The organism is Streptomyces sp. NPDC040405 (assembly GCF_055595765.1).
On the sequence record NZ_JBVIVI010000005.1, the window covers coordinates 277,796 to 296,686 of the forward strand.

The window sequence follows — 18,891 nt, forward strand, 5'->3', positions numbered from 1 at the left end:
GTCATGACTCCTTGTTCTCCTACCCGCCCAACACCCGTCTGGCCAGCGAAAACGACCATCCGGCGGGTGCAATCACGAACGCCGGACATGAGACGGGGGTGGGGGCGGCGCGGCCGGACAAGGTAGCGTGCGTAACGCGCCACCCACGGTCGTTCCTGGCCATGCGCCGAGTCGCCATCCCGCAGAATGGGACGTACAAGGTGCGCTCGAGGCCGGATCGGGTGTGGACGTCGACGCGGTCCCATGGTCCGCTCCGTCCGCAGTCCCGCCGTCCGGCCGTACGGCTGGCGCACTCGTCAGACGACGGCTGAGACGGCGTGGAAGAGAGAATCGATCCTGTGAGTGCTGCGATGCGGAGCCGTACCCCCGACCGCCTGTGCGCCGAGGCGGTCGAACTCGCCCGCGAGGCGGCGGCGGAAGCGGCCCGCCCGGGGACGGTCGGCGAGCATGTGGAGGCGGTTGCCGAGGGCGACCGCGTCGTCACGCATTTCTTCGAGAGCGCCGAGCCGGGCTATCGCGGCTGGCGCTGGGCGGTCACGGTCACCCGCGCCTCCCGCGCGAAGATCGTCACCCTGGCCGAGACGGTCATGCTGCCCGGCCCGGACGCCCTCCTCGCCCCGGAGTGGGTGCCGTGGAGCGAGCGGCTGCGCCCCGGCGACATGGGCCCGGGCGATCTGCTCCCCACCGAGGCCGAGGACCTGCGCCTGGAGCCCGGCTACTCGGGCGAGGACGCCCCGCCGCCCAACTCCGCCGTCTCCGAGGAGATGCAGCAGCTCGCGGCGGTGGAGGAGGCCGACGTGACGGCCGGTCCGCCGTCCGCCGAACCGGCCGCGCCCGTCACCGGCACCATCGCGGCCCTCGCCGAGGAGCTGGGCATGCGCCGCGCCCGGGTGCTCTCGCGCTACGGGCTGCACGTCGCCGCCGACCGCTGGGACGAGGCGTACGGCGCCAAGTCCCCGATGGCGCAGGCGGCCCCCGGCACGTGCGTGACCTGCGGCTTCCTGATGCCCCTCGCGGGCTCGCTGAAGCAGGCGTTCGGTGTGTGCGCCAACGAGTTCAGCCCGGCGGACGGCCGGGTGGTCTCCCTGGCGTACGGCTGCGGCGCCCACTCCGAGGCGGCCGTCATGCCCAAGCCCCCGCGCCCGGCCGAGCCGGTGATCGACGAGACCCTCGTCGACCCCATGCGCCTCCACCCGGACCGCACCGGCGGATCCGTGGAACCGGACGCCCCAGCGGAGGAACTGGGCCACTCCTAAGCCCCCCCGGGCGCCCGGGACCGCCCCGGGCACCCGGACCGCACCGGCCGCGCCCCCGGCCCGGGAGCCCTCCCGCGCCGGGCCCGGGGCCGTGCCGTACCCGTCGTGCCCGCCGCGCCGTTGGCGTCCGCCGGGCCGAGCACGGGGCCGCGTCGGGCACCCGGCCATACCGGGCGCGCCCCCCGGCCCGGGACGCCCTCCCGCGCCTGCCTCGCAGCGCACCCCGGCCCGGGGCACGTTCCCGCACCGGGCCGGACGCGCACCCGTCGCGGACCCGCAGCGCACCCGGGATGCGGGCCTGCCGCGGCCCGGGCCCGGGCGCTCGTGCGCCCGCCTTCGGGGGAGAGGGCGGGACGCGTGCTCGTCTCGGATAGGGGTACGTTCGCGGTCTAGCAATGTGGATTGTGGCGGCACACCACAGGACCCGGAGGCGATACGTGAGCAGCACGGCGATGGTGCGAGGCGCGACCGAGGACGCGGATCCCTTCGGGACCGCGCGGCTGCGGCGCGGCGTGCTGGACGCCTGGGCCGCGTCGCCCGCCCGCTTCCGGGAGGACGCCAACGCGGAGGAGGACCTGGCGCTCGGCGGCCACCGCGACCGGCTGGTCGTGGAGCTGGCCCAGAACGCGGCCGACGCCGCCGCCCGCGCGGGCGTACCCGGGCGGCTGCGGCTGACGCTGCGCCCGGCGACCGACGGCGAACCGGCCGTCCTGGTCGCCGCCAACACCGGCGCCCCGCTGGACGCCGCCGGGGCCGAGTCGCTGTCCACGCTGCGCGCGTCGGCCAAGCGCGACGAGGACCCGGGGCGGGCCGTGGGCCGGTTCGGCGTCGGCTTCGCGGCGGTGCTCGCGGTGAGCGACGAGCCCGCGGTCGTGGGCCGTTCGGGCGGGGTGCGCTGGTCGCTGGCGGAGGCCCGCGAACTGGCCCACAAGGCGGCGCTGCGCAGCCCCGGCCTCGCCGACGAGCTGCGCCGCCGCGACGGCCACGTACCGCTGCTGCGGCTGCCGCTGCCCGCCGAGGGCAGCGCGCCGGAGGGGTACGACACGGTCGTGGTGCTGCCGCTGCGGGACGGCGCCGCGCTGGACGTGGCCGAGCGGCTGCTGACGGCGGTCGACGACGCGCTGCTGCTGACCCTGCCGGGGCTGGCCGAGGTCGTGGTCGAGACGGTCGAGGGGCTGCGGACGCTGCGGCGCCACGAGGACGGTCCGTACGCGGTCATCGAGGACGAGAGCGACAAGGGCGCCGCGGCCGGGGGCGACAAGGACCGCCGTACGACGCGCTGGCGCACCGAGCGCGCGAGCGGCCAGCTGGACGCGGAGCTGCTCGCCGACCGCCCGGTGGAGGAGCGGCTGCGCCCGGTGTGGTCGGTGACCTGGGCGGTGCCGGTGGACGCCGAGGGCGCGCCGGTACGGCCCGGGACGGCGCCGGTCGTGCACGCGCCGACGCCGACCGACGAGCCGCTGGGGCTGCCCGCGCTGCTGATCGCCTCGTTCCCGCTGGAGCCGACCCGCCGCCACACCGCGCCCGGCCCGCTCACCGCCTTCCTGGTGGAGCGCGCGGCCGAGGCGTACGCGACCCTGCTGCGCGACTGGCATCCGGTGGGGACGGGCACGATCGGCCTGGTCCCGGGCCTGCTGGGCAAGGGCGAGCTGGACGGGGAGCTGCGGGCGCGGGTGCTGGAGCGGCTGCCGCGGGTGCCGTTCCTGCCGAGCGCGGCCGCGCCGGACGTCCTGGAGCCGGAGGCGGCGCCGGACGCGGACGCGGGGCTCGGCTGGGACGACGCGGTGCTCTCGCGCGGCACCTTCGAGGGCGAGCCGTACGCGCTGCGCCCCCGTGACGCGGAGATCGTGGAGGGCGCGGGCGCGGAGACCGTGGAGGTGCTGGCCGAGCTGTTCCCGACGCTGCTGCCCGCCGGTCTTGAGCGGCGGCAGGAGCTGCGGGCGCTGGACGTGGCCCGGGTGCCGCTGGGCGAGGTGATCGACCGGCTGGCGGGCGTCGAGCGCGACCCGGTGTGGTGGCGGCGGCTGTACGACGCGCTGGCCGGTACCGACCCGGACCGGCTGAGCGGGCTGCCGGTGCCGCTGGCGGACGGCCGGACGACGATCGGGCCCCGGCAGGTGCTGCTGCCGCTCCCGGGGGACATCAACGGTGAGACCGGCGCACCAGGCGAAGACGGGGATTCCGCGCGCGAAACCCACCGCACCCTGGCCCGCCTCGGCCTGAAGGTCGCGCATCCGGAGGCCGCGCATCCGCTGCTGGAGAAGCTGGGCGCGACCCCCGCCACCCCGCGCGCCGTGCTGACCACCCCCCAGGTGCGGGCCGCCGTCGCGCATTCGCTGGAGGCGGAGGACGACTACGACCCGTTCGCGGAGGAAGGCGCGGCGCCCGTCGCCGCGCTGGACCCGGACACCCTGGCCGACACCGTCCTCGGCCTCGTCCAGCAGGCCCGGCTGGCGCCCGGCGACGAGCCGTGGCTCGCCGCGCTCGCGCTGCCGGACGAGGACGGGGAGCTGGCGCCCGCCGGTGAACTGGTCTTCCCCGGCGGCGCCTTCGAGCAGGTGATGCGGGAGGGCGAGCTGGCCGCGTGCGACGCGGACCTCGCCGAGCGCTGGGGCGAGCAGCCGCTGTCCGCGGTCGGCGTGCTGGCCGGGTTCACCCTGGTCCGGGCCACCGATGTGGTGCTGGACCCGGACGAACTGGATCCCCGCGAGGGCGACTTCGCCGAGCCGGACGACGTCGGCGTGCTGGACGCCGTGGACGTGTGGTGCGAGGACGTACTGGACCGCCTGCCGGAGACCCCGGTGCCGCCGGTGGCCACCGAGATCGTCGCCGTGCGCGACCTGGACCTGGTGGACGACGACGCCTGGCCGCGCGCCCTGGCCATGCTCGCCCAGCCGCCGCTGCGCGACGCCCTGACCCAGCGGGTGCGGATCCTGCTGCCGGACGGCACGACGGAGTCGGTGCGCTCGTACACCGCGTGGTGGCTGCGCGGCCACCCGGTGCTGGACGGCCGCCGCCCCGCGGGGCTGCGCGCGGCCGGCGGCGATCCGCTGCTGGCCGGGCTGTACGAGGCGGTGGACGCGGCCGGGTTCGAGGACGAGCAGGTGCTGCGGGCGCTCGGCGTACGGACGTCCGTGACGGCGCTGCTGGACGAGCCGGGCGGCGCGGCCGAGCTGCTGGCCCGGCTGGCCGACCCGGAGCGCCCGGTGACCCCGGCGCAGCTGCACGCGGTCTACGGCCGCCTGGCGGAGCTCGACCCCGAGCGGGTGACCCTGCCGGACGAGCTGCGCGCCATCGTGGAGGGCGAGCCGCGGGTGGTCGACGCGGACTCGGTGCTGGTCGCCGACGCGCCCGATCTGATGCCGCTGGCCGAGGCGGACGGCCGGGCCCTGCTGCCGGTGCGCCCGGCGCGGGCGGCGGAGCTGGCGGAGCTGTTCCAGGTGCGGCGGCTGAGCGAGGCGTACCCGGCGCCGGTGACCTCGCGCGGCGAGACGCACGACGTCCCGGCGGCGGTCCGCGAACTGCTGCCGGGCGCGCCGCTGTCGTACGTCGAGCACGAGGAGCTGCTGATCGAGGGCGGCACCGAGCTGGACTGGCGGTACGTGAAGGGACCCGACGGGACGCTGCACGCCTCGACGGTGGAGGGCGTGGCGGCGGGCCTGTCCTGGGCGGCGGGCCACTGGTCCCGCCGCTTCGAGGTGGCGGCGCTGCTGGAGGACCTCACCCGCACGGAGGAGCTGGCCCGCGCCCGCTGGTTCGACTGAGGACGGGTCACGGCTTGCGGGCCACGCCCGCGTAGATCCACAGGTCCAGGGCCTCCGCCGAGGCCCTGGACCGCTCGCTCTCGGGGCGCCAGCGGTGCGGCATCACCACGCCGGGTTCGACCAGCTCCAGGCCGTCGAAGAACGGCAGGATCTCCTCGTAGGTGCGGCCCTGGACGTGGATGCCGCTGGCCCGGTAGAGCCGGGTGACCGCGTCGGAGACCCCGCCCCGGGGGTCGAGCGAGCCGTGCGAGAGGACCAGATAGCTGCCGGGGGCCAGCGCCTCGACCAGCTCCCGCACGATGTCGTACGGCTTCTGCTCGTTCGCGATGAAGTGCACCACCGCGTTGAGCGACAGCGCGACCGGCCGGCTCATGTCGAGCGTGTCGTGCAGCTCTTCGGCGGCCAGGATGCCGCGCGGGTCGGTGATGTCGGCGTGCATGTAGGTGGTGCGGCCCTCGGGCGAGGAGAGCAGCAGGGCCTGGGCGTAGGCCAGCACGATGGGGTCGTTGTCCGCGTAGAGGACCCGCGCGTCCGGGGCGGCCTGCTGGGCTATCTGGTGCAGGTTGGGTTCGGTGGGGATGCCGGTGCCGATGTCGAGGAACTGCCGGATCCCCGCCTCGGCGGCGAGCCAGCGGGTCGCCCGGTGCATGAAGGACCGGTTGGCGCGGGTCCACGGTTTGACGTCGGGCCAGACGGCCTCGACCTGCCGGGCGGCCTCGGTGTCGGCCGCGTAGTGGGTCTTGCCGCCCAGGAAGTAGTCGTACATGCGCGCCGAGTGGGGCTTGCTGGTGTCGATTTCGGCGGAGCGAAAACGGTGACCGGTCATACCGCGCATGTTACTGAGCAGTCAGTCAGAAGATATGACGTTCCATCAAAAACGGGCTTCTGTGAAGCTCCAATGATGTTGTGAAAAGCCGGTGAAAATCGTACAGTTGCGCAACACTCGGCTCCGTGTTCGCGTCGGCGTCCATCTCGACGCAGGTCAACGCACCGGAGCCTTCTTCATCTTGTGGGGGATGCAGATGCGCAAGCGCATGACCTATGCCGTGCTCGCCACCGCGACCGCGGCCGTTCTCGGGGGGCTCGCCGCACCGGCGGCACAGGCGGACGGTTCCGGCGACACGACGATCACCAAGGTGGCGGTGAGCGGCACCAATGTCGTCCTCGGCACCTCGGGCGCCAAGACCTTCACGGTCTCGGTGACCGCGAAGGACGACTCGGGCATCCAGGGCGCCGACCTGTACCTGGACGGCCCTTCGTACGGGTATGCGACCCCGACCGGCGCCGTGAAGTGCGCCGAGGCGGCCGGGGACCCGACCACCTCGACCTGCAAGGCGACCTTCATCCTGGACCCGCAGGTCGACTTCATCGACAACAGTGTGGCGGGCCGGTGGTACGCCAATGTGTGGATCGACGCCAAGGACGGCGACTACCTGAGCGCCGACAAGGCCGGGTCCTTCGCGGTGCAGCGCGCCTCGAAGCTGACCGTCGACGCCGCGCCGGAGCCGGTCAAGAAGGGCAAGACCATCACGGTCACCGGCGCCCTGACCCGCGCCAACTGGGAGACCAGCAAGTACGCGGGCTATACCGTCCAGCCGGTGAACCTTGAGTTCCGGAAGGCCGACAGCTCCACCTACTCCGTCGTCAAGGCGGTGAAGTCGGGCAGTGGCGGCGCCCTCAAGACGACCGTCAAGGCCGCCCAGGACGGCTGGTTCCGCTGGAACTTCGCGGGCACCAGCACGACCCCGGCGGTGAAGGCGGGCGGCGACTACGTGGATGTGAAGTAACACACGCCACGAAAGCGCGGGGCGCGGTTCAGTCGGCGTCGCTCTCCGAGGAGCGCCGTATGGCCGCGTCCCGTGCCCGTACGTACCAGACGCCCAGCAACCCGAGCCCGCCGCCGGTCAGGCAGGTCCACAGCAACCACAGATGTCCGTGGTCGGCGTACCAGCCGTAGAACGGGAGCTGGGCGAGGAAGAGGACGAACCACACGATGGTGCCGCCGATGATCGTGGCGACGACATTGCCCTCCAGGGGTGCAGGCGCTTCGTGCCGGGGTGTCCACTTCGTCATGGGTCCAGCTTACGGGTGGGCTGGTCGGGGTACGGGGGGCGCGGTAGGCGTGGAGGCACCGGGTCGCGGTGGGCGGTTTGGCGATCCGCGATTCATATATTCATACTGAACCGTTCTGGGTCTGGGTGGAATGTCCTGTGCGATCCTCCAAGAGGCCCGCTTCACGAGTTCACCATCACTGGGGTCCCTCCATGTCTCCCTCGGCCAGCGAGCCCGTCGATGCCGCGCAGCAGGCGCCGACACCACCCATGAACCACCGGCCCTTCGTCGACCGGTTCTTCAAGATCAGCGAGCGCGGCTCCTCCCCGTCCCGGGAGATCCGCGGCGGTCTGGCCACGTTCTTCGCGATGGCGTACATCATCGTGCTGAACCCGATCATCCTCGGATCGGGTCAGGACATGTACGGGCACCATCTGGACAACGGCCAGCTGGTCACCTCGACCGCCCTGATGGCGGGCCTGAGCACACTGCTCATGGGCGTCATCGGCAACGTCCCGATCGCCCTCGCCGCGGGCCTCGGCATCAACGCGGTCGTCTCGCTCCAGCTCGCCCCCAAGATGAGCTGGCCGGACGCGATGGGCATGGTCGTCCTCGCCGGTCTGGTGCTGATGATCCTGGTCGCCTCCGGGCTGCGGCAGCGGGTGATGGACGCGATCCCCGGCGGGCTGCGGCGCGCGATAGCGATCGGCATCGGCCTGTTCATCGCCCTGATCGGCCTGGTCGACTCCGGCTTCGTCACCCGTAACCCGGACGCGGCGCACACCACGGTGCCGCTGGGCCTCGGCATCGAGGGCAAGCTCCAGGGCTGGCCCGTGCTGATCTTCGTGGTCGGCCTGGCGCTCACCTTCGTCCTGGTCGTCCGCAAGACCCGGGGCGCGATCCTCATCGGCATCGTGGTCATGACGCTGGCCGCGATCGCGATCAACGCCGCCACCCCGACCCCGGACGCGAGCTGGGGCCTGACGGTGCCCAACGTGCCGGACACGCTGGTGGCGACCCCGGACTTCGGGCTCGTGGGGCAGGTCAGCCTCTTCGGCGGCTTCGAGAAGGTCGGCCTCCTGACCGGCTGCCTCTTCGTCTTCACCGTGCTGCTGTCCGGCTTCTTCGACGCGATGGGGACGATCATCGGCGTCGGCGAGGAGGCCGAGCTGACGGACGAGCGCGGCCAGCTGCCCGGCATGGGCCGGATCCTGATGGTGGACGGCGTCGCGGTCGCGGGCGGCGGCTTCGGCTCGGCCTCCGCCAACACCTGCTTCGTGGAGTCCACGGCGGGCGTCGGGGAGGGCGCGCGCACCGGCCTCGCCAACGTGGTGACCGGCGGCCTCTTCCTGCTCGCGCTGGTCTTCACCCCGCTCGCGAAGGTCGTCCCGTCGCAGGCGGCGACGCCCGCGCTGGTGGTCGTCGGCTTCATGATCATGGCGGCGAACGTCAAGGAGATCGACTGGAGCGACTCCACGATCGCGGTCCCGGCCTTCCTGACCATGATCTCGATGCCGTTCACGTACAGCATCACCAACGGCATCGGCCTCGGCGTGCTGTCGTACCTGCTGCTGCGCGTCGCGACCCGGCGGGTCCGGGAGATCCCGTGGCTGCTGGTCGCCGTGGGGTTCTGCTTCCTGGTCTACTTCCTGCTCCACCCGATCGAGCAGGCGCTCGGAGTCGTGTGAGCGGTCGGGTGATCGTCGGGTGATCCGGTGTGTCCTCTCACTCGCCCGGGTGAGTGATCGAGGACACCCGTATCGGGGTTTTCATTAGGCGAGGTAATGAGTTATGCTAAAGACCATGCCGGATCCGTCCCGCCTTCCGTCGCCCCCGGCGGAAGAGCCCCTCGATGACGCGGCCGCGGTGAGTGCTCTGCGGTCGGCAGTGATGCGTCTGTCGCGACGACTGAAGCATCAGCGTGTCGACGAGTCGCTGAGCCCCACGGAGATGTCGGTGCTTGGCACCCTCGCCGGGTGCGGCTCCGCCACCCCCGGCGAGCTGGCCCGCAAGGAGCACGTCCAGCCGCCGTCGATGACGCGCATCGTGGCTCTGCTGGAGGCCAAGGGGCTGGTCAGGCTGGAGCCACACCAGGAGGACCGGCGGCAGAAGGTCGTGTCGCCGACCGAGCGGGCCGAGGTCATGCTCGAAGAGAGCCGGCGCAAGCGCAATGCCTGGCTGAGCGACATGGTCGGGCAGCTGTCCGAGGACGAGTGGGAGACGCTGCGCGCCGCCGCGCCCGTCCTGGAGAAGCTCGCGCATATGTAGGAGAAAATCGAGCAGCCAGGAGGCGAACGAGCTTGAGTACGGGACCCGGAGCAGACTCCGCACCCGCACCGCACACCGACTCCCCTTCCGCCGGTAATTCGGCGGCCCCCGCCAAGGGCGGAATGTTCCGGTCACTCAGGGTCCGCAACTACCGTCTCTTCGCGACCGGGGCCGTGATCTCCAACACCGGTACCTGGATGTCGCGGATCGCCCAGGACTGGCTGGTCCTCAGCCTCACCCACTCCTCCACCGCGGTCGGCATCACCACCGCGCTCCAGTTCCTGCCCATGCTGCTCTTCGGGCTGTACGGCGGCGTGATCGCCGACCGGTACCCCCGGCGGAAGCTGCTGCTCTTCACCCAGGCCGCGCTCGGCCTGTGCGGTCTGGCGCTCGCCGCCCTCACCCTGAGCGGCCACGTCCAGGTCTGGCACGTCTACCTGATCGCGTTCCTGCTCGGCCTGGTCACCGTCGTCGACAACCCGACCCGCCAGGTCTTCGTCAACGAGATGGTCGGCCCCGACGACCTGCGCAACGCGGTCAGCCTCAACTCCGCGAACTTCCAGTCCGCCCGGCTGATCGGCCCCGCGGTCGCCGGTGTCCTGATCACCGCCGTCGGCAGCGGCTGGGCCTTCCTCATCAACGGCCTCTCGTTCGGCGCCCCGCTCGTCGGCCTGCTGCTGATGCGGACCGCCGAGCTGCACCCGGTCAAGCGCGCGCCGCGCGGCAAGGGCCAGCTGCGCGAGGGCCTCGCCTACGTCGGCAGCCGCCCCGATCTGCTGTGGCCGATCGTCCTCGTCGGCTTCATCGGCACCTTCGGCTTCAACTTCCCGATCTGGCTCAGCGCCTTCGCCGACGATGTCTTCCACGCCGGACCCGGTACGTACGGCCTGCTCAACACCCTGATCGCGGCCGGTTCCGTCACCGGCGCCCTGCTCGCCGCCCGCCGCGTCACCACCCGGCGGCGGCTGCTGGTCGGGGCGGCGCTGCTGTTCGGCGTGCTGGAGGTGGCCGCCGCGGTGACTCCGTTCTTCTGGCTCTTCGCCGCGCTGATGGTGCCGATCGGCATCTTCAGCCTGACCTTCAACGTCACGGCCAACTCCAGCGTCCAGCTCGCCACCGACCCCGCGATGCGCGGCCGGGTGATGAGCCTGTTCATGATGGTCTTCGTGGGCGGCACGCCCATCGGCGGCCCGCTGATCGGCTGGGTCACCGACACCTGGGGCGCCCGGGTCGGCTTCGCCTTCGGCGGCCTGATCTCCGCCGCCGCCGCGGTCGCGGTGGGCCTCATGCTCGCCCGTGCGGGCGGCCTCCGGCTCAAGGTGGATCTGCGCCGGGGCCATCCGCATCTGAGCTTCGTGCCCAGGGTGCAGGAGGAAGCGCTGGCTCCGGCGGCGTGACCTCGATGAGACTCTTCGCCGCAGTCCTGCCCCCGGAACCGGCCCTGACCGAGCTGGGGGCACGGGTCGACGCACTGCACCGGCTCCCCGGCGCGGACACCCTCCGCTGGACCGAGCGCCCCGGCTGGCACCTCACCCTCGCCTTCTTCGGTGAGGTCGCCGACGAGGTCCGCCCCGAGCTGGAAGTCCGGCTGGCCCGCGCAGCCCATCGCCACCACCCCCATGAGGTGCGGCTCGCGGGCGGCGGCCGGTTCTCCGACCGCGCCCTCTGGGCGGGCGTGGCGGGCGATCACACCGCCCTGCGGCGGCTCGCCGACTCCACCGCCGCGGGGGCCCGCCGGGCCGGGCTCGCCGTGGACGAGCACCGCCCGTACCACCCCCACCTCACCGTCGCGCGCAACCGCTCGACCACCCGCCTCGCGCCCTTCGCCGAGGGCCTCACGGGCTTCGAGGGCCGCGACTGGACCGTGCGGGAACTGAGCCTGGTCCACAGCCGGCCCCCGGCCCCCGGGGTGCCCGGGGCGCAGCCGCGGTACGCGGTGGTGGCGGCCTGGCCGCTGGGCGGCTGAGCGGTCCGGCTAACCTCGGGGTGTGAATCCGAAGACCAGAAACATGATCATGAGTGGTGCCCTGGTGATGATCCTCGTCGTGGTGGCCGTCGCGGCCGCCATCGGGGGATGAACCGCCGGGGCGTCCCGAGCAGGCAGGGGGTGTGACCGCACACGGTCACACCCCCTCCGTACGCCCTCCGGACGGGCAGGGCTACCAGGCGAACGCCTCCGGCGTCGGCCCCGGGCCCGGGAAGATCTCGTCCAGCCCGGCCAGCACCTCGTCGCTCAGCGTCAGCTCGGACGCCCGCACCGCCGAGGCCAGCTGCTCGGCCGTGCGCGGCCCCACGATGGGTCCGGTGATCCCGGGCCGGGTCAGCAGCCAGGCCAGGGCCGCTTCGCCGGGTTCGAGGCCGTGCTTGTCGAGCAGGTCCTCATACGCCTGGATCTGCTCGCGCACCGCCGGGTTCTTCAGCGCGTCGGCGGCCCGGCCGCCCGCGGTGCGGGCACCGGCGCCGCCCTCCCGCTCCTTGCGGATCGCGCCGCCGAGCAGCCCGCCGTGCAGCGGGGACCAGGGGATGACGCCGAGGCCGTACTCCCGCGCGGCCGGGATCACGTCCATCTCGGCGCGCCGCTCGGCCAGGTTGTACAGGCACTGCTCGCTGACCAGGCCGTACGTGTTCCGGCGCCGGGCCGTCTCGTTGGCCTGGGCGATGTGCCAGCCCGCGTGGTTGGAGGACCCGACGTAGAGGATCTTGCCCTGCTGGACGAGTACGTCGATGGCCTGCCAGATCTCGTCCCACGGGGTCGCGCGGTCGACGTGGTGGAACTGGTAGAGGTCGATGTAGTCGGTGTTCAGCCGCTTGAGGCTCGCGTCCACGGCCCGGCGGATGTTGAGCGCGGAGAGCTTGTCGGTGTTCGGCCAGGGCCGCCCGCCGTCGGCGGCCATGTTGCCGTACACCTTGGTGGCGATGACGGTCTTCTCGCGCCGCCCGCCGCCCTTGCCGAACCAGCTGCCGACGATCTCCTCGGTGCGGCCCTTGTTCTCGCCCCAGCCGTACACGTTGGCGGTGTCGAAGAAGTTGATGTCCGCGTCGAGCGCGGCATCCATGATCGCGTGGCTGTCGGCCTCGTCGGTCTGCGGGCCGAAGTTCATGGTGCCGAGGACCAGGCGGCTGACCTTGAGACCTGTGCGTCCGAGCTGCGTGTACTCCATGGGTCCCAGCCAATCCCTTGGAGTGCGCTCTAATCAAGGGCCGTCCCGGCCTGCGGGCCGGGACGGCCCTTGAGGATAGGCCGACGCCGTATTCCGGAAAACCCGGAGGCCCGCTTTTTGGCCCCCCGTCGCGGTCAAAAAGCGGGCTACCGGAATCTCCGGAATGGTAGGTGCTTAACGGCTGGCGCGGCTCTTCAGGAATCCGAGGATACCGAAGATCAGAATCATCAGCGCACCGATCAGGGCGATGTAGATTCCGGGGCCGGGAGTGAGGTCGTACAGTTTCGCGGCCTGCTCCGCCGCCTTTTCGGCGACCTTCGCGGACACACCTTCCTCATCCTGGAGCTTCTGGGCGAGCAGCCGCTCGGGGGAGGCCACGTTGATGGCGAGGATGATCGCCGTGGCGAGCCCGGTGGCCGCACCGATCAGGTAGACCACGCCCTTCTTGGTGGCCAGGGCGGCGAGCATGAGCACCGCCCCGACCAGGGCGATGATCAGCGTGATGATGCCGTCGCCGTCGATGCCCTTGACGCCCCCGTCGGCGCTGTCCGAGGTGGACACCACCCAGTTCACACAGGAGCCGGCCAGTGCGAGGAGAGCACCGACGGCCCCGAGCACCGCGAACTTCTTCGGCGGTGCGGCCGCCGTGCCGCCGCCCGGGTTACCGGCGGAATGCATCGGCGGAGGCGCGGTTTGCGCAGAAGAGGAATGGCTGTATTCGCTCATGGGTAAAGACGGTAGAGGTGGCCTTTCTGGAAAGCAATGCCCCCGCCCGCTATGGGGTCAATGCCCGATAAATTTCCGTCGCACATAATCCTCGGATGGATTCAAGTAATCCGCGGGTTATTTACGCGGTCCGGTCACCACGAATGATTTACGTACGTTATTCGTCCGTAATTCAATGAGGGGGTGCGGGCGGGCTCGGGCAGCGGCTGGCGCACGCCCCGGCGGCCGTAACGCGATGTCCGTGCCCCGCCGGGATGGCAGGCTTGGGCCCATGCGTCCGCTTCCGTACGTCCTCGGTGCCGCCGTGCTGGTGGCCCTGACTGTCGCCACCCCCGTTCCCGCGGTGGCCGACGACTCGTCCCCGTCCTCGTTCACCCTTGAGGACCCCCGCATCACCGAGTCCAGCGGGCTCGCCGCGAGCCGGGCCCATCCCGGCGTCTACTGGACGCACAACGACAGCTCGGACGGGGCGTACGTCTACGCCGTCGACAGCAGGACCGGAAAGACCGTCGCCCGGGTCGAACTGCGCGGGATAGGCCGCCCCCGGGACGTGGAGGCCATCTCGATAGGGCCCGACGGCAATGTGTACGTCGGCGACATCGGCGACAACCTCGGCGGCACCTGGCCCCACGTATGGATCTACCGCTTCCCCGAGCCCAAGGTACTCAAGGACACCACGGTCACCGCCACCCAGTTCACCGTGCAGTACCAGGGCGGGCCGCGCAACGCCGAGGCGATGATGGTCCACCCGAAGACCGGCCGGGTCTACATCGCCAGCAAGAGCGACGACGACCCCGGGCTGTACGAGGCGCCCGCCACGCTCTCCCCCCAGGGCACCAACGTCTTCCGCCGGGTCGCCGACCTCGACATGGAGGTCACCGACGGCGCGTTCTCCCCGGACGGCAGCCGCCTGGTGCTCCGCGGCTACTTCGCGGCCTCCGAGTACCGCTGGACGAACGGCAAGCCGCAGGATCTGAAGGAGCTGAAGGACGAGCCGGGGCTGCCGCTCCAGCGCCAGGGCGAGTCGGTGACCTTCACCCCCGACGGCGGCACGCTCATGTACGGCACGGAGGGCCCCGGCAGCAAGGTGACCGCGGTGGACCTGGGCGGGGAGCTGCTGCCGGACGCGACCGCGAAGAAGCAGAAGAAGGACGGGGACTACTCCTCGCGCCCCGACGGCAAGCGGCAGAGCTCCGAGGACGAGAAGAACGGCAACCTGCTCAAGGGCGCGCTCACCTTCGGCGCCGCGATGGCGCTGTTCCTGGGGCTGCGGCGGCTGGTCCGCCGCAAGGACTCGTAGGGACTCGTAAGGACTCGTAGGGGCCGCCGGGCGTACGGACGTACGGGCGTACAGGCATACGAAAAGGGGCCCGGGTGCAGTGCCCGGGCCCCTTCCGCTTCGCTACGTACGGCTCACAGGTGCTCGATGACGTAGTCCACGCAGGCGGTCAGCGCCTCGACGTCGGCCGGGTCGACGGCCGGGAACATCGCCACCCGCAGCTGGTTGCGGCCCAGCTTGCGGTACGGGTCGGTGTCCACGATCCCGTTGGCGCGCAGCACCTTGGCGATCGCGGCGGCGTCGATGTCCTCGCTGAAGTCGATCGTGCCGATGACCTGCGACCGCTTGGCCGGGTCGGTGACGAACGGGGTCGCGTGCTTGGACTCCTCGGCCCAGCCGTACAGCGTGCGCGAGGAGGCGGCGGTGCGCCGCACGGCCCAGTCCAGGCCGCCCTGCCCGTTGATCCACTCCAGCTGGTCGTTGAGCAGGAAGAGGGTCGCGAGCGCCGGGGTGTTGTACGTCTGGTTCTTCAGCGAGTTGTCGATCGCGGTCGGCAGCGAGAAGAACTCCGGCACATGGCGGCCGGACCCGTGGATGCGGGCGGCGCGCTCCAGCGCGGCGGGGGAGAAGACCCCGATCCACAGGCCGCCGTCCGAGGCGAAGGACTTCTGCGGCGCGAAGTAGTAGACGTCCGTCTCGGCGATGTCCACGGGCAGACCGCCCGCGCCGGACGTGGCGTCCACCAGCACCAGCGACCCCTCGTCGGCCCCGGCCACCCGCTGGATGGGCATCGCGACACCGGTCGAGGTCTCGTTGTGGGTGAAGGCGTAGACGTCCGCGCCCGCCTCGGCCCGCGGCTCCGGGTGGGTGCCGGGGTCGGAGGAGATCACGGTCGGCTCGTCCAGCCACGGCGCGAGCTTGGCCGCCTTCGCGAACTTCGACGAGAACTCGCCGAAGGACAGATGCTGGGACTTGTTGTCGATCAGGCCGTGCGTCGCCACGTCCCAGAAGGCGGTGGAGCCGCCGTTGCCGAGGACGACCTCGTAGCCCTCGGGGAGCTGGAACAGTTCGCGCACGCCGTCGCGCACCTGGCCGACCAGGTTCTTGACCGGGGCCTGCCGGTGTGAGGTGCCCAGCAGGGAGCTGCCGGTCGCAGCGAGGGCGCTGAGCGCCTCGGTACGCACCTTGGAGGGGCCTGCGCCGAAGCGACCGTCGGCGGGCTTGATGTCTTCGGGAATCCGGATCTCAGCCACGCCCGCAGCCTAATCCGTCCCAACCCGGCATTCAGCGGGGAGTCCATTCGCTGAGACGATCTGTCCACGGAAGGGGACGGATCACGCCTCCGTGTTGACAGCGCCGCATCTGAGCGCCCCATGCACAGTGATCCATGATCACGTCGTTGAAGCACATTCTGAACGTATCCATCGGGACCCTCCGCGTGGACTATGGGACGCATGGCTGAGCACGAGGAAGACGAACTGGAGCACGCGTTGCGCCGAGCCGTCCGTGGGGACGTCTCCTTCGACGCGGCGAGCCGGGCCCTGATGACCATGGACGCGTCGAACTACCGGCGCGTGCCGACCGGTGTCGTCGCCCCGCGCGACGCGGACGACGTGGCGGGCGCGCTGGCCGTCTGCCGGGAGCGCGGAGTGCCGGTGGTGGCCCGCGGCGGCGGCACCTCCATCGCCGGGCAGGCCACCGGGCTCGGGGTCGTCCTCGACTTCACCCGCCACATGCGGTCCATCCTGTCGCTCGACCCGGAGCAGCGCACCGCCGTCGTCCAGCCCGGCGTCATCCTGGACGAGCTGCGGACCGCCGCAGGCGCGCACGGCCTGACCTTCGGCCCCGACCCGTCCACCCACAGCCGCTGCACCCTCGGCGGCATGATCGGCAACAACTCGTGCGGTTCGCACTCGGTCGCCTGGGGCACCACCGCCGACAACGTCCGCGAGCTGGACGTCGTGACGTACGGCGGGGAGCGGGTCCGCGCCGCCCAGGGGCTCGACACGCTGCCCGCCCGGCTCCGCGACGGCATGCGCTCCCTCGCCGGTGACCATCTGGCGCTGCTGCGCACCGGCTTCCCCGAACTGCCCCGCCGCATCTCCGGCTACGCGCTGGACGAGCTGCTGCCCGAGAAGAACGCCGACGTGGCCCGCGCCCTCACCGGCAGCGAGGGCACGCTCGGCGTGCTCACCGAGGCGACCGTACGGCTGGTCGAGGCGCCCGCCGCCCGGGCCCTCGCGGTGCTCGGCTACCCCGACGAGTCCGCGGCCGCCGAGGCCGCGCACACCCTGCTGCCGTACGGGCCGCTCACCGTCGAGGGCATGGCCGCCGACCTGGTCGTGGGCGCCTCAGGGCTGCCCAAGGGCGGCGCCTGGCTGTTCGTGGAGGTCGGCGGCGCGGGGCGCGAGGAGGCGTACGCCCGCGCGGAGGAGATAGCGCGCGCCGCCGCGCACGCCACCACCGACCACACCGTGGTCGCCGACCCGGCCGGTCAGCGCGCGCTGTGGCGCGTCCGCGAGGACGCCTCCGGCACCGCCACCCGCATGCCGGACGGCAGCGAGGCATGGCCCGGCTGGGAGGACTGCGCGGTGCCGCCCGCCCGGCTCGGCGCCTACCTCCGCGACTTCCGCTCCCTGCTGACCCAGCACGGGCTGCGCGGCACCCCGTACGGGCACTTCGGCGACGGCTGCATCCACGTCCGCATCGACTTCGACCTGCTGAGCGAGGGCGGGGTGCGGGTCTTCCGCGACTTCTCCACCGACCTCGCCGACCTCGTCGTCACCCACGGCGGCTCGCTCTCCGGCGAACACGGCGACGGCCTGGCCCGCGCCGAGCTGCTGCCCCGCATGTACGGGGACGAGATGGTCGGCCTCTTCCACCGCTTCAAGGACCTGTGGGACCCGGCGGGCGGCCTCAACCCCGGCGTCCTCGCCCGCCCCCGCCGCCTCGACCAGGACCTGCGCTTCGACGTCCTGCCGCGCCGCCCGGTCGACGTCGAGTTCGGCTACCCGCACGACGGCGGCGACTTCTCGGCCGCGGTGCGGCGCTGCGTCGGCGTCGCCAAGTGCCGCAACGAGTCGGTGTCCGGCGCGAGCGTGATGTGCCCCTCGTACCGCGCGACCGGCGAGGAACAGCACTCCACCCGCGGCCGCGCCCGGCTCCTCCACGAGATGCTCGCGGGCGAGGTCGTGCGCGACGGCTGGCGCTCGGAGGAGGTACGCGACGCGCTCGACCTGTGCCTGTCCTGCAAGGGCTGCCGCAGCGACTGCCCGGTCGGGGTGGACATGGCCACGTACAAGGCGGAGTTCCTGCACCACCACTACGAGGGCCGGATCCGCCCGGCGGGCCACTACTCGATGGGCTGGCTCCCGGTCTGGCTCCGCGCCGCCGCCACCCTCCGGGCGGCCCCCGTGGCCAACGCCGCGTCCGGTGTCGGCATCCTCTCCTCCCTGGCCAAGCGCATGGGCGGCATCGCCCCGGAGCGCGACATCCCGCAGCTGGCCCGCGAGCCCTTCACGAGGTGGTGGCGCGGCCACGCCCGTACGGTGCCCCGCCCCCCGGAGGCGGCCCGTACGGTCGTCCTCTGGCCGGACACCTTCACCAACTACCTGTCCCCCGGGGTGGGCCAGTCCGCCGTACGCGTGCTGGAGGCCGCCGGGCTACGGGTCGTCGTACCCCCCAAACCCGTCTGCTGCGGCCTGACCTGGGTCTCGACCGGCCAACTCGACCGCGCCCGCGCCGTCATGCAACGCACCCTGGACGTCATGGCCCCGGCCCTCGACGCCGGTCTGCCCGTCGTCGGCCTCGAACCCAGCTGCACCGCCGCCCTCCGCACCGACCTCCCCGAACTCCTCGGCGACGCCGACCCCCGCGCCGCCCGCCTCGCCTCGTCCGTGCAGACCTTCGCCCAGGCCCTGGAGACCCACGCCCCCGACTGGCAGCCCCCGAAGATCGACCGCCCGGTCGTCGGCCAGACCCACTGCCACCAGCACGCCGTCCTCGGCGACGCCGCCGACCGCCGCCTCCGCGAACGCGCGGGCCTGACCGGCGAACTGAGCGGCGGCTGCTGCGGTCTGGCGGGCAACTTCGGCTTCGAGGCGGGCCATTACGACGTCTCGGTCGCCTGCGCGGAAGACCAGCTGCTGCCGTCCGTACGCAACGCCGAGCCGAACGCCGAAGTCCTGGCCGACGGCTTCTCCTGCCGCACCCAACTCGACCACCTCTCCCCCCGCCCCGCCCGCCACCTGGCCGAACTCCTGGCGGAGCGGCTGTCCTGACCGACCCGGCCGCCGAACGCCCGCGGGGGGGGGGGGGGGGGGGGGGGGGGGGGGGGGGAGAGGGGGGGGGGGGGGGGGGGGGGGGGGGGGGGGGGGGCGACAAAG

General features: G+C 72.4%; 14 protein-coding genes. 9 read left to right on the top strand and 5 right to left on the bottom strand.

Annotation, left to right across the window (positions count from 1 at the left end; all coding sequences use genetic code 11):
• Nucleotides 1-338 precede the first annotated feature (338 nt).
• Both ACZ59A_RS22535 and ACZ59A_RS22540 read left to right on the top strand, forming a co-directional pair.
• Nucleotides 339-1,256 (top strand): DUF3027 domain-containing protein, encoded by a 918-nt coding sequence (locus ACZ59A_RS22535; RefSeq protein WP_470961024.1) that lies wholly within the window; start codon nt 339-341, stop codon nt 1,254-1,256.
• Between the two features lie 452 nt (nt 1,257-1,708).
• Nucleotides 1,709-5,020: a sacsin N-terminal ATP-binding-like domain-containing protein gene (locus ACZ59A_RS22540; protein ID WP_470961785.1), complete on the top strand. Its 3,312-nt coding sequence runs from the start codon at nt 1,709-1,711 to the stop codon at nt 5,018-5,020.
• Between the two features lie 7 nt (nt 5,021-5,027).
• On the opposite strand, the gene ACZ59A_RS22545 is transcribed toward ACZ59A_RS22540, so the two are convergent.
• On the bottom strand, nt 5,028-5,846 hold the full coding sequence (locus ACZ59A_RS22545) for an SAM-dependent methyltransferase (protein ID WP_470961026.1): 819 nt from the start codon (nt 5,844-5,846) through the stop codon (nt 5,028-5,030).
• A 196-nt stretch (nt 5,847-6,042) separates the two neighbouring features.
• Between ACZ59A_RS22545 and ACZ59A_RS22550 the strand changes: the two genes are divergently transcribed.
• Nucleotides 6,043-6,807, top strand: coding sequence for a calcium-binding protein (locus ACZ59A_RS22550; RefSeq protein WP_470961787.1), 765 nt, complete (start codon nt 6,043-6,045; stop codon nt 6,805-6,807).
• A gap of 28 nt (nt 6,808-6,835) precedes the next feature.
• Here the strand turns inward: ACZ59A_RS22550 and ACZ59A_RS22555 are convergent, their stop codons facing one another.
• Nucleotides 6,836-7,093: a DUF2530 domain-containing protein gene (locus ACZ59A_RS22555; protein ID WP_470961028.1), complete on the bottom strand. Its 258-nt coding sequence runs from the start codon at nt 7,091-7,093 to the stop codon at nt 6,836-6,838.
• A gap of 191 nt (nt 7,094-7,284) precedes the next feature.
• On the opposite strand from ACZ59A_RS22555, the gene ACZ59A_RS22560 reads away from it, so the two are divergent.
• From ACZ59A_RS22560 to thpR, 4 genes are all read left to right on the top strand, one after another.
• Nucleotides 7,285-8,760, top strand: coding sequence for an NCS2 family permease (locus ACZ59A_RS22560; protein ID WP_470961030.1), 1,476 nt, complete (start codon nt 7,285-7,287; stop codon nt 8,758-8,760).
• Between the two features lie 115 nt (nt 8,761-8,875).
• The gene (locus ACZ59A_RS22565; RefSeq protein ID WP_470961032.1) at nt 8,876-9,340 is read left to right on the top strand and encodes a MarR family winged helix-turn-helix transcriptional regulator; all 465 of its coding nucleotides are present in this window, start codon (nt 8,876-8,878) and stop codon (nt 9,338-9,340) included.
• A gap of 32 nt (nt 9,341-9,372) precedes the next feature.
• A complete protein-coding gene (locus tag ACZ59A_RS22570) occupies nt 9,373-10,737 on the top strand; it encodes an MFS transporter (protein WP_470961034.1) in 1,365 nt (454 codons plus the stop codon).
• Between the two features lie 5 nt (nt 10,738-10,742).
• On the top strand, nt 10,743-11,306 hold the full coding sequence (thpR, locus tag ACZ59A_RS22575; RefSeq protein ID WP_470961790.1) for an RNA 2',3'-cyclic phosphodiesterase: 564 nt from the start codon (nt 10,743-10,745) through the stop codon (nt 11,304-11,306).
• 193 nt (nt 11,307-11,499) lie between these two features.
• On the opposite strand, the gene ACZ59A_RS22580 is transcribed toward thpR, so the two are convergent.
• Nucleotides 11,500-12,501: an aldo/keto reductase gene (locus ACZ59A_RS22580; protein WP_470961036.1), complete on the bottom strand. Its 1,002-nt coding sequence runs from the start codon at nt 12,499-12,501 to the stop codon at nt 11,500-11,502.
• Nucleotides 12,502-12,675: 174 nt separating this feature from the next.
• On the bottom strand, nt 12,676-13,179 hold the full coding sequence (locus ACZ59A_RS22585; RefSeq protein ID WP_470961038.1) for a hypothetical protein: 504 nt from the start codon (nt 13,177-13,179) through the stop codon (nt 12,676-12,678).
• 319 nt (nt 13,180-13,498) lie between these two features.
• Here ACZ59A_RS22585 and ACZ59A_RS22590 point away from each other — a divergent pair, with 319 nt between their 5' ends.
• A complete protein-coding gene (locus ACZ59A_RS22590) occupies nt 13,499-14,527 on the top strand; it encodes a hypothetical protein (RefSeq protein WP_470961040.1) in 1,029 nt (342 codons plus the stop codon).
• A 113-nt stretch (nt 14,528-14,640) separates the two neighbouring features.
• On the opposite strand, the gene serC is transcribed toward ACZ59A_RS22590, so the two are convergent.
• The gene (gene serC / locus ACZ59A_RS22595) at nt 14,641-15,759 is read right to left on the bottom strand and encodes a phosphoserine transaminase (protein WP_470961042.1); all 1,119 of its coding nucleotides are present in this window, start codon (nt 15,757-15,759) and stop codon (nt 14,641-14,643) included.
• Nucleotides 15,760-15,960: 201 nt separating this feature from the next.
• On the opposite strand from serC, the gene ACZ59A_RS22600 reads away from it, so the two are divergent.
• Nucleotides 15,961-18,786 carry an FAD-binding and (Fe-S)-binding domain-containing protein gene (locus ACZ59A_RS22600; protein ID WP_470961044.1) on the top strand — a complete coding sequence of 942 codons (2,826 nt, stop codon included), beginning with the start codon at nt 15,961-15,963 and terminating at the stop codon, nt 18,784-18,786.
• Nucleotides 18,787-18,891: the final 105 nt, after the last annotated feature.

Bases quoted from the DNA above. Each gene is read 5' to 3' on its own strand.
- ACZ59A_RS22540 (WP_470961785.1), top strand. From the start codon at position 1,709: ATGGTGCGAGGCGCGACCGAGGACGCGGATCCCTTCGGGACCGCGCGG.
- ACZ59A_RS22545 (WP_470961026.1), bottom strand. From the start codon at position 5,846: ATGACCGGTCACCGTTTTCGCTCCGCCGAAATCGACACCAGCAAGCCC.
- ACZ59A_RS22550 (WP_470961787.1), top strand. From the start codon at position 6,043: ATGCGCAAGCGCATGACCTATGCCGTGCTCGCCACCGCGACCGCGGCC.
- ACZ59A_RS22555 (WP_470961028.1), bottom strand. From the start codon at position 7,093: ATGACGAAGTGGACACCCCGGCACGAAGCGCCTGCACCCCTGGAGGGC.
- ACZ59A_RS22560 (WP_470961030.1), top strand. From the start codon at position 7,285: ATGTCTCCCTCGGCCAGCGAGCCCGTCGATGCCGCGCAGCAGGCGCCG.
- ACZ59A_RS22565 (WP_470961032.1), top strand. From the start codon at position 8,876: ATGCCGGATCCGTCCCGCCTTCCGTCGCCCCCGGCGGAAGAGCCCCTC.
- thpR (WP_470961790.1), top strand. From the start codon at position 10,743: ATGAGACTCTTCGCCGCAGTCCTGCCCCCGGAACCGGCCCTGACCGAG.
- ACZ59A_RS22580 (WP_470961036.1), bottom strand. From the start codon at position 12,501: ATGGAGTACACGCAGCTCGGACGCACAGGTCTCAAGGTCAGCCGCCTG.
- ACZ59A_RS22585 (WP_470961038.1), bottom strand. From the start codon at position 13,179: ATGCATTCCGCCGGTAACCCGGGCGGCGGCACGGCGGCCGCACCGCCG.
- ACZ59A_RS22590 (WP_470961040.1), top strand. From the start codon at position 13,499: ATGCGTCCGCTTCCGTACGTCCTCGGTGCCGCCGTGCTGGTGGCCCTG.
- ACZ59A_RS22600 (WP_470961044.1), top strand. From the start codon at position 15,961: ATGGCTGAGCACGAGGAAGACGAACTGGAGCACGCGTTGCGCCGAGCC.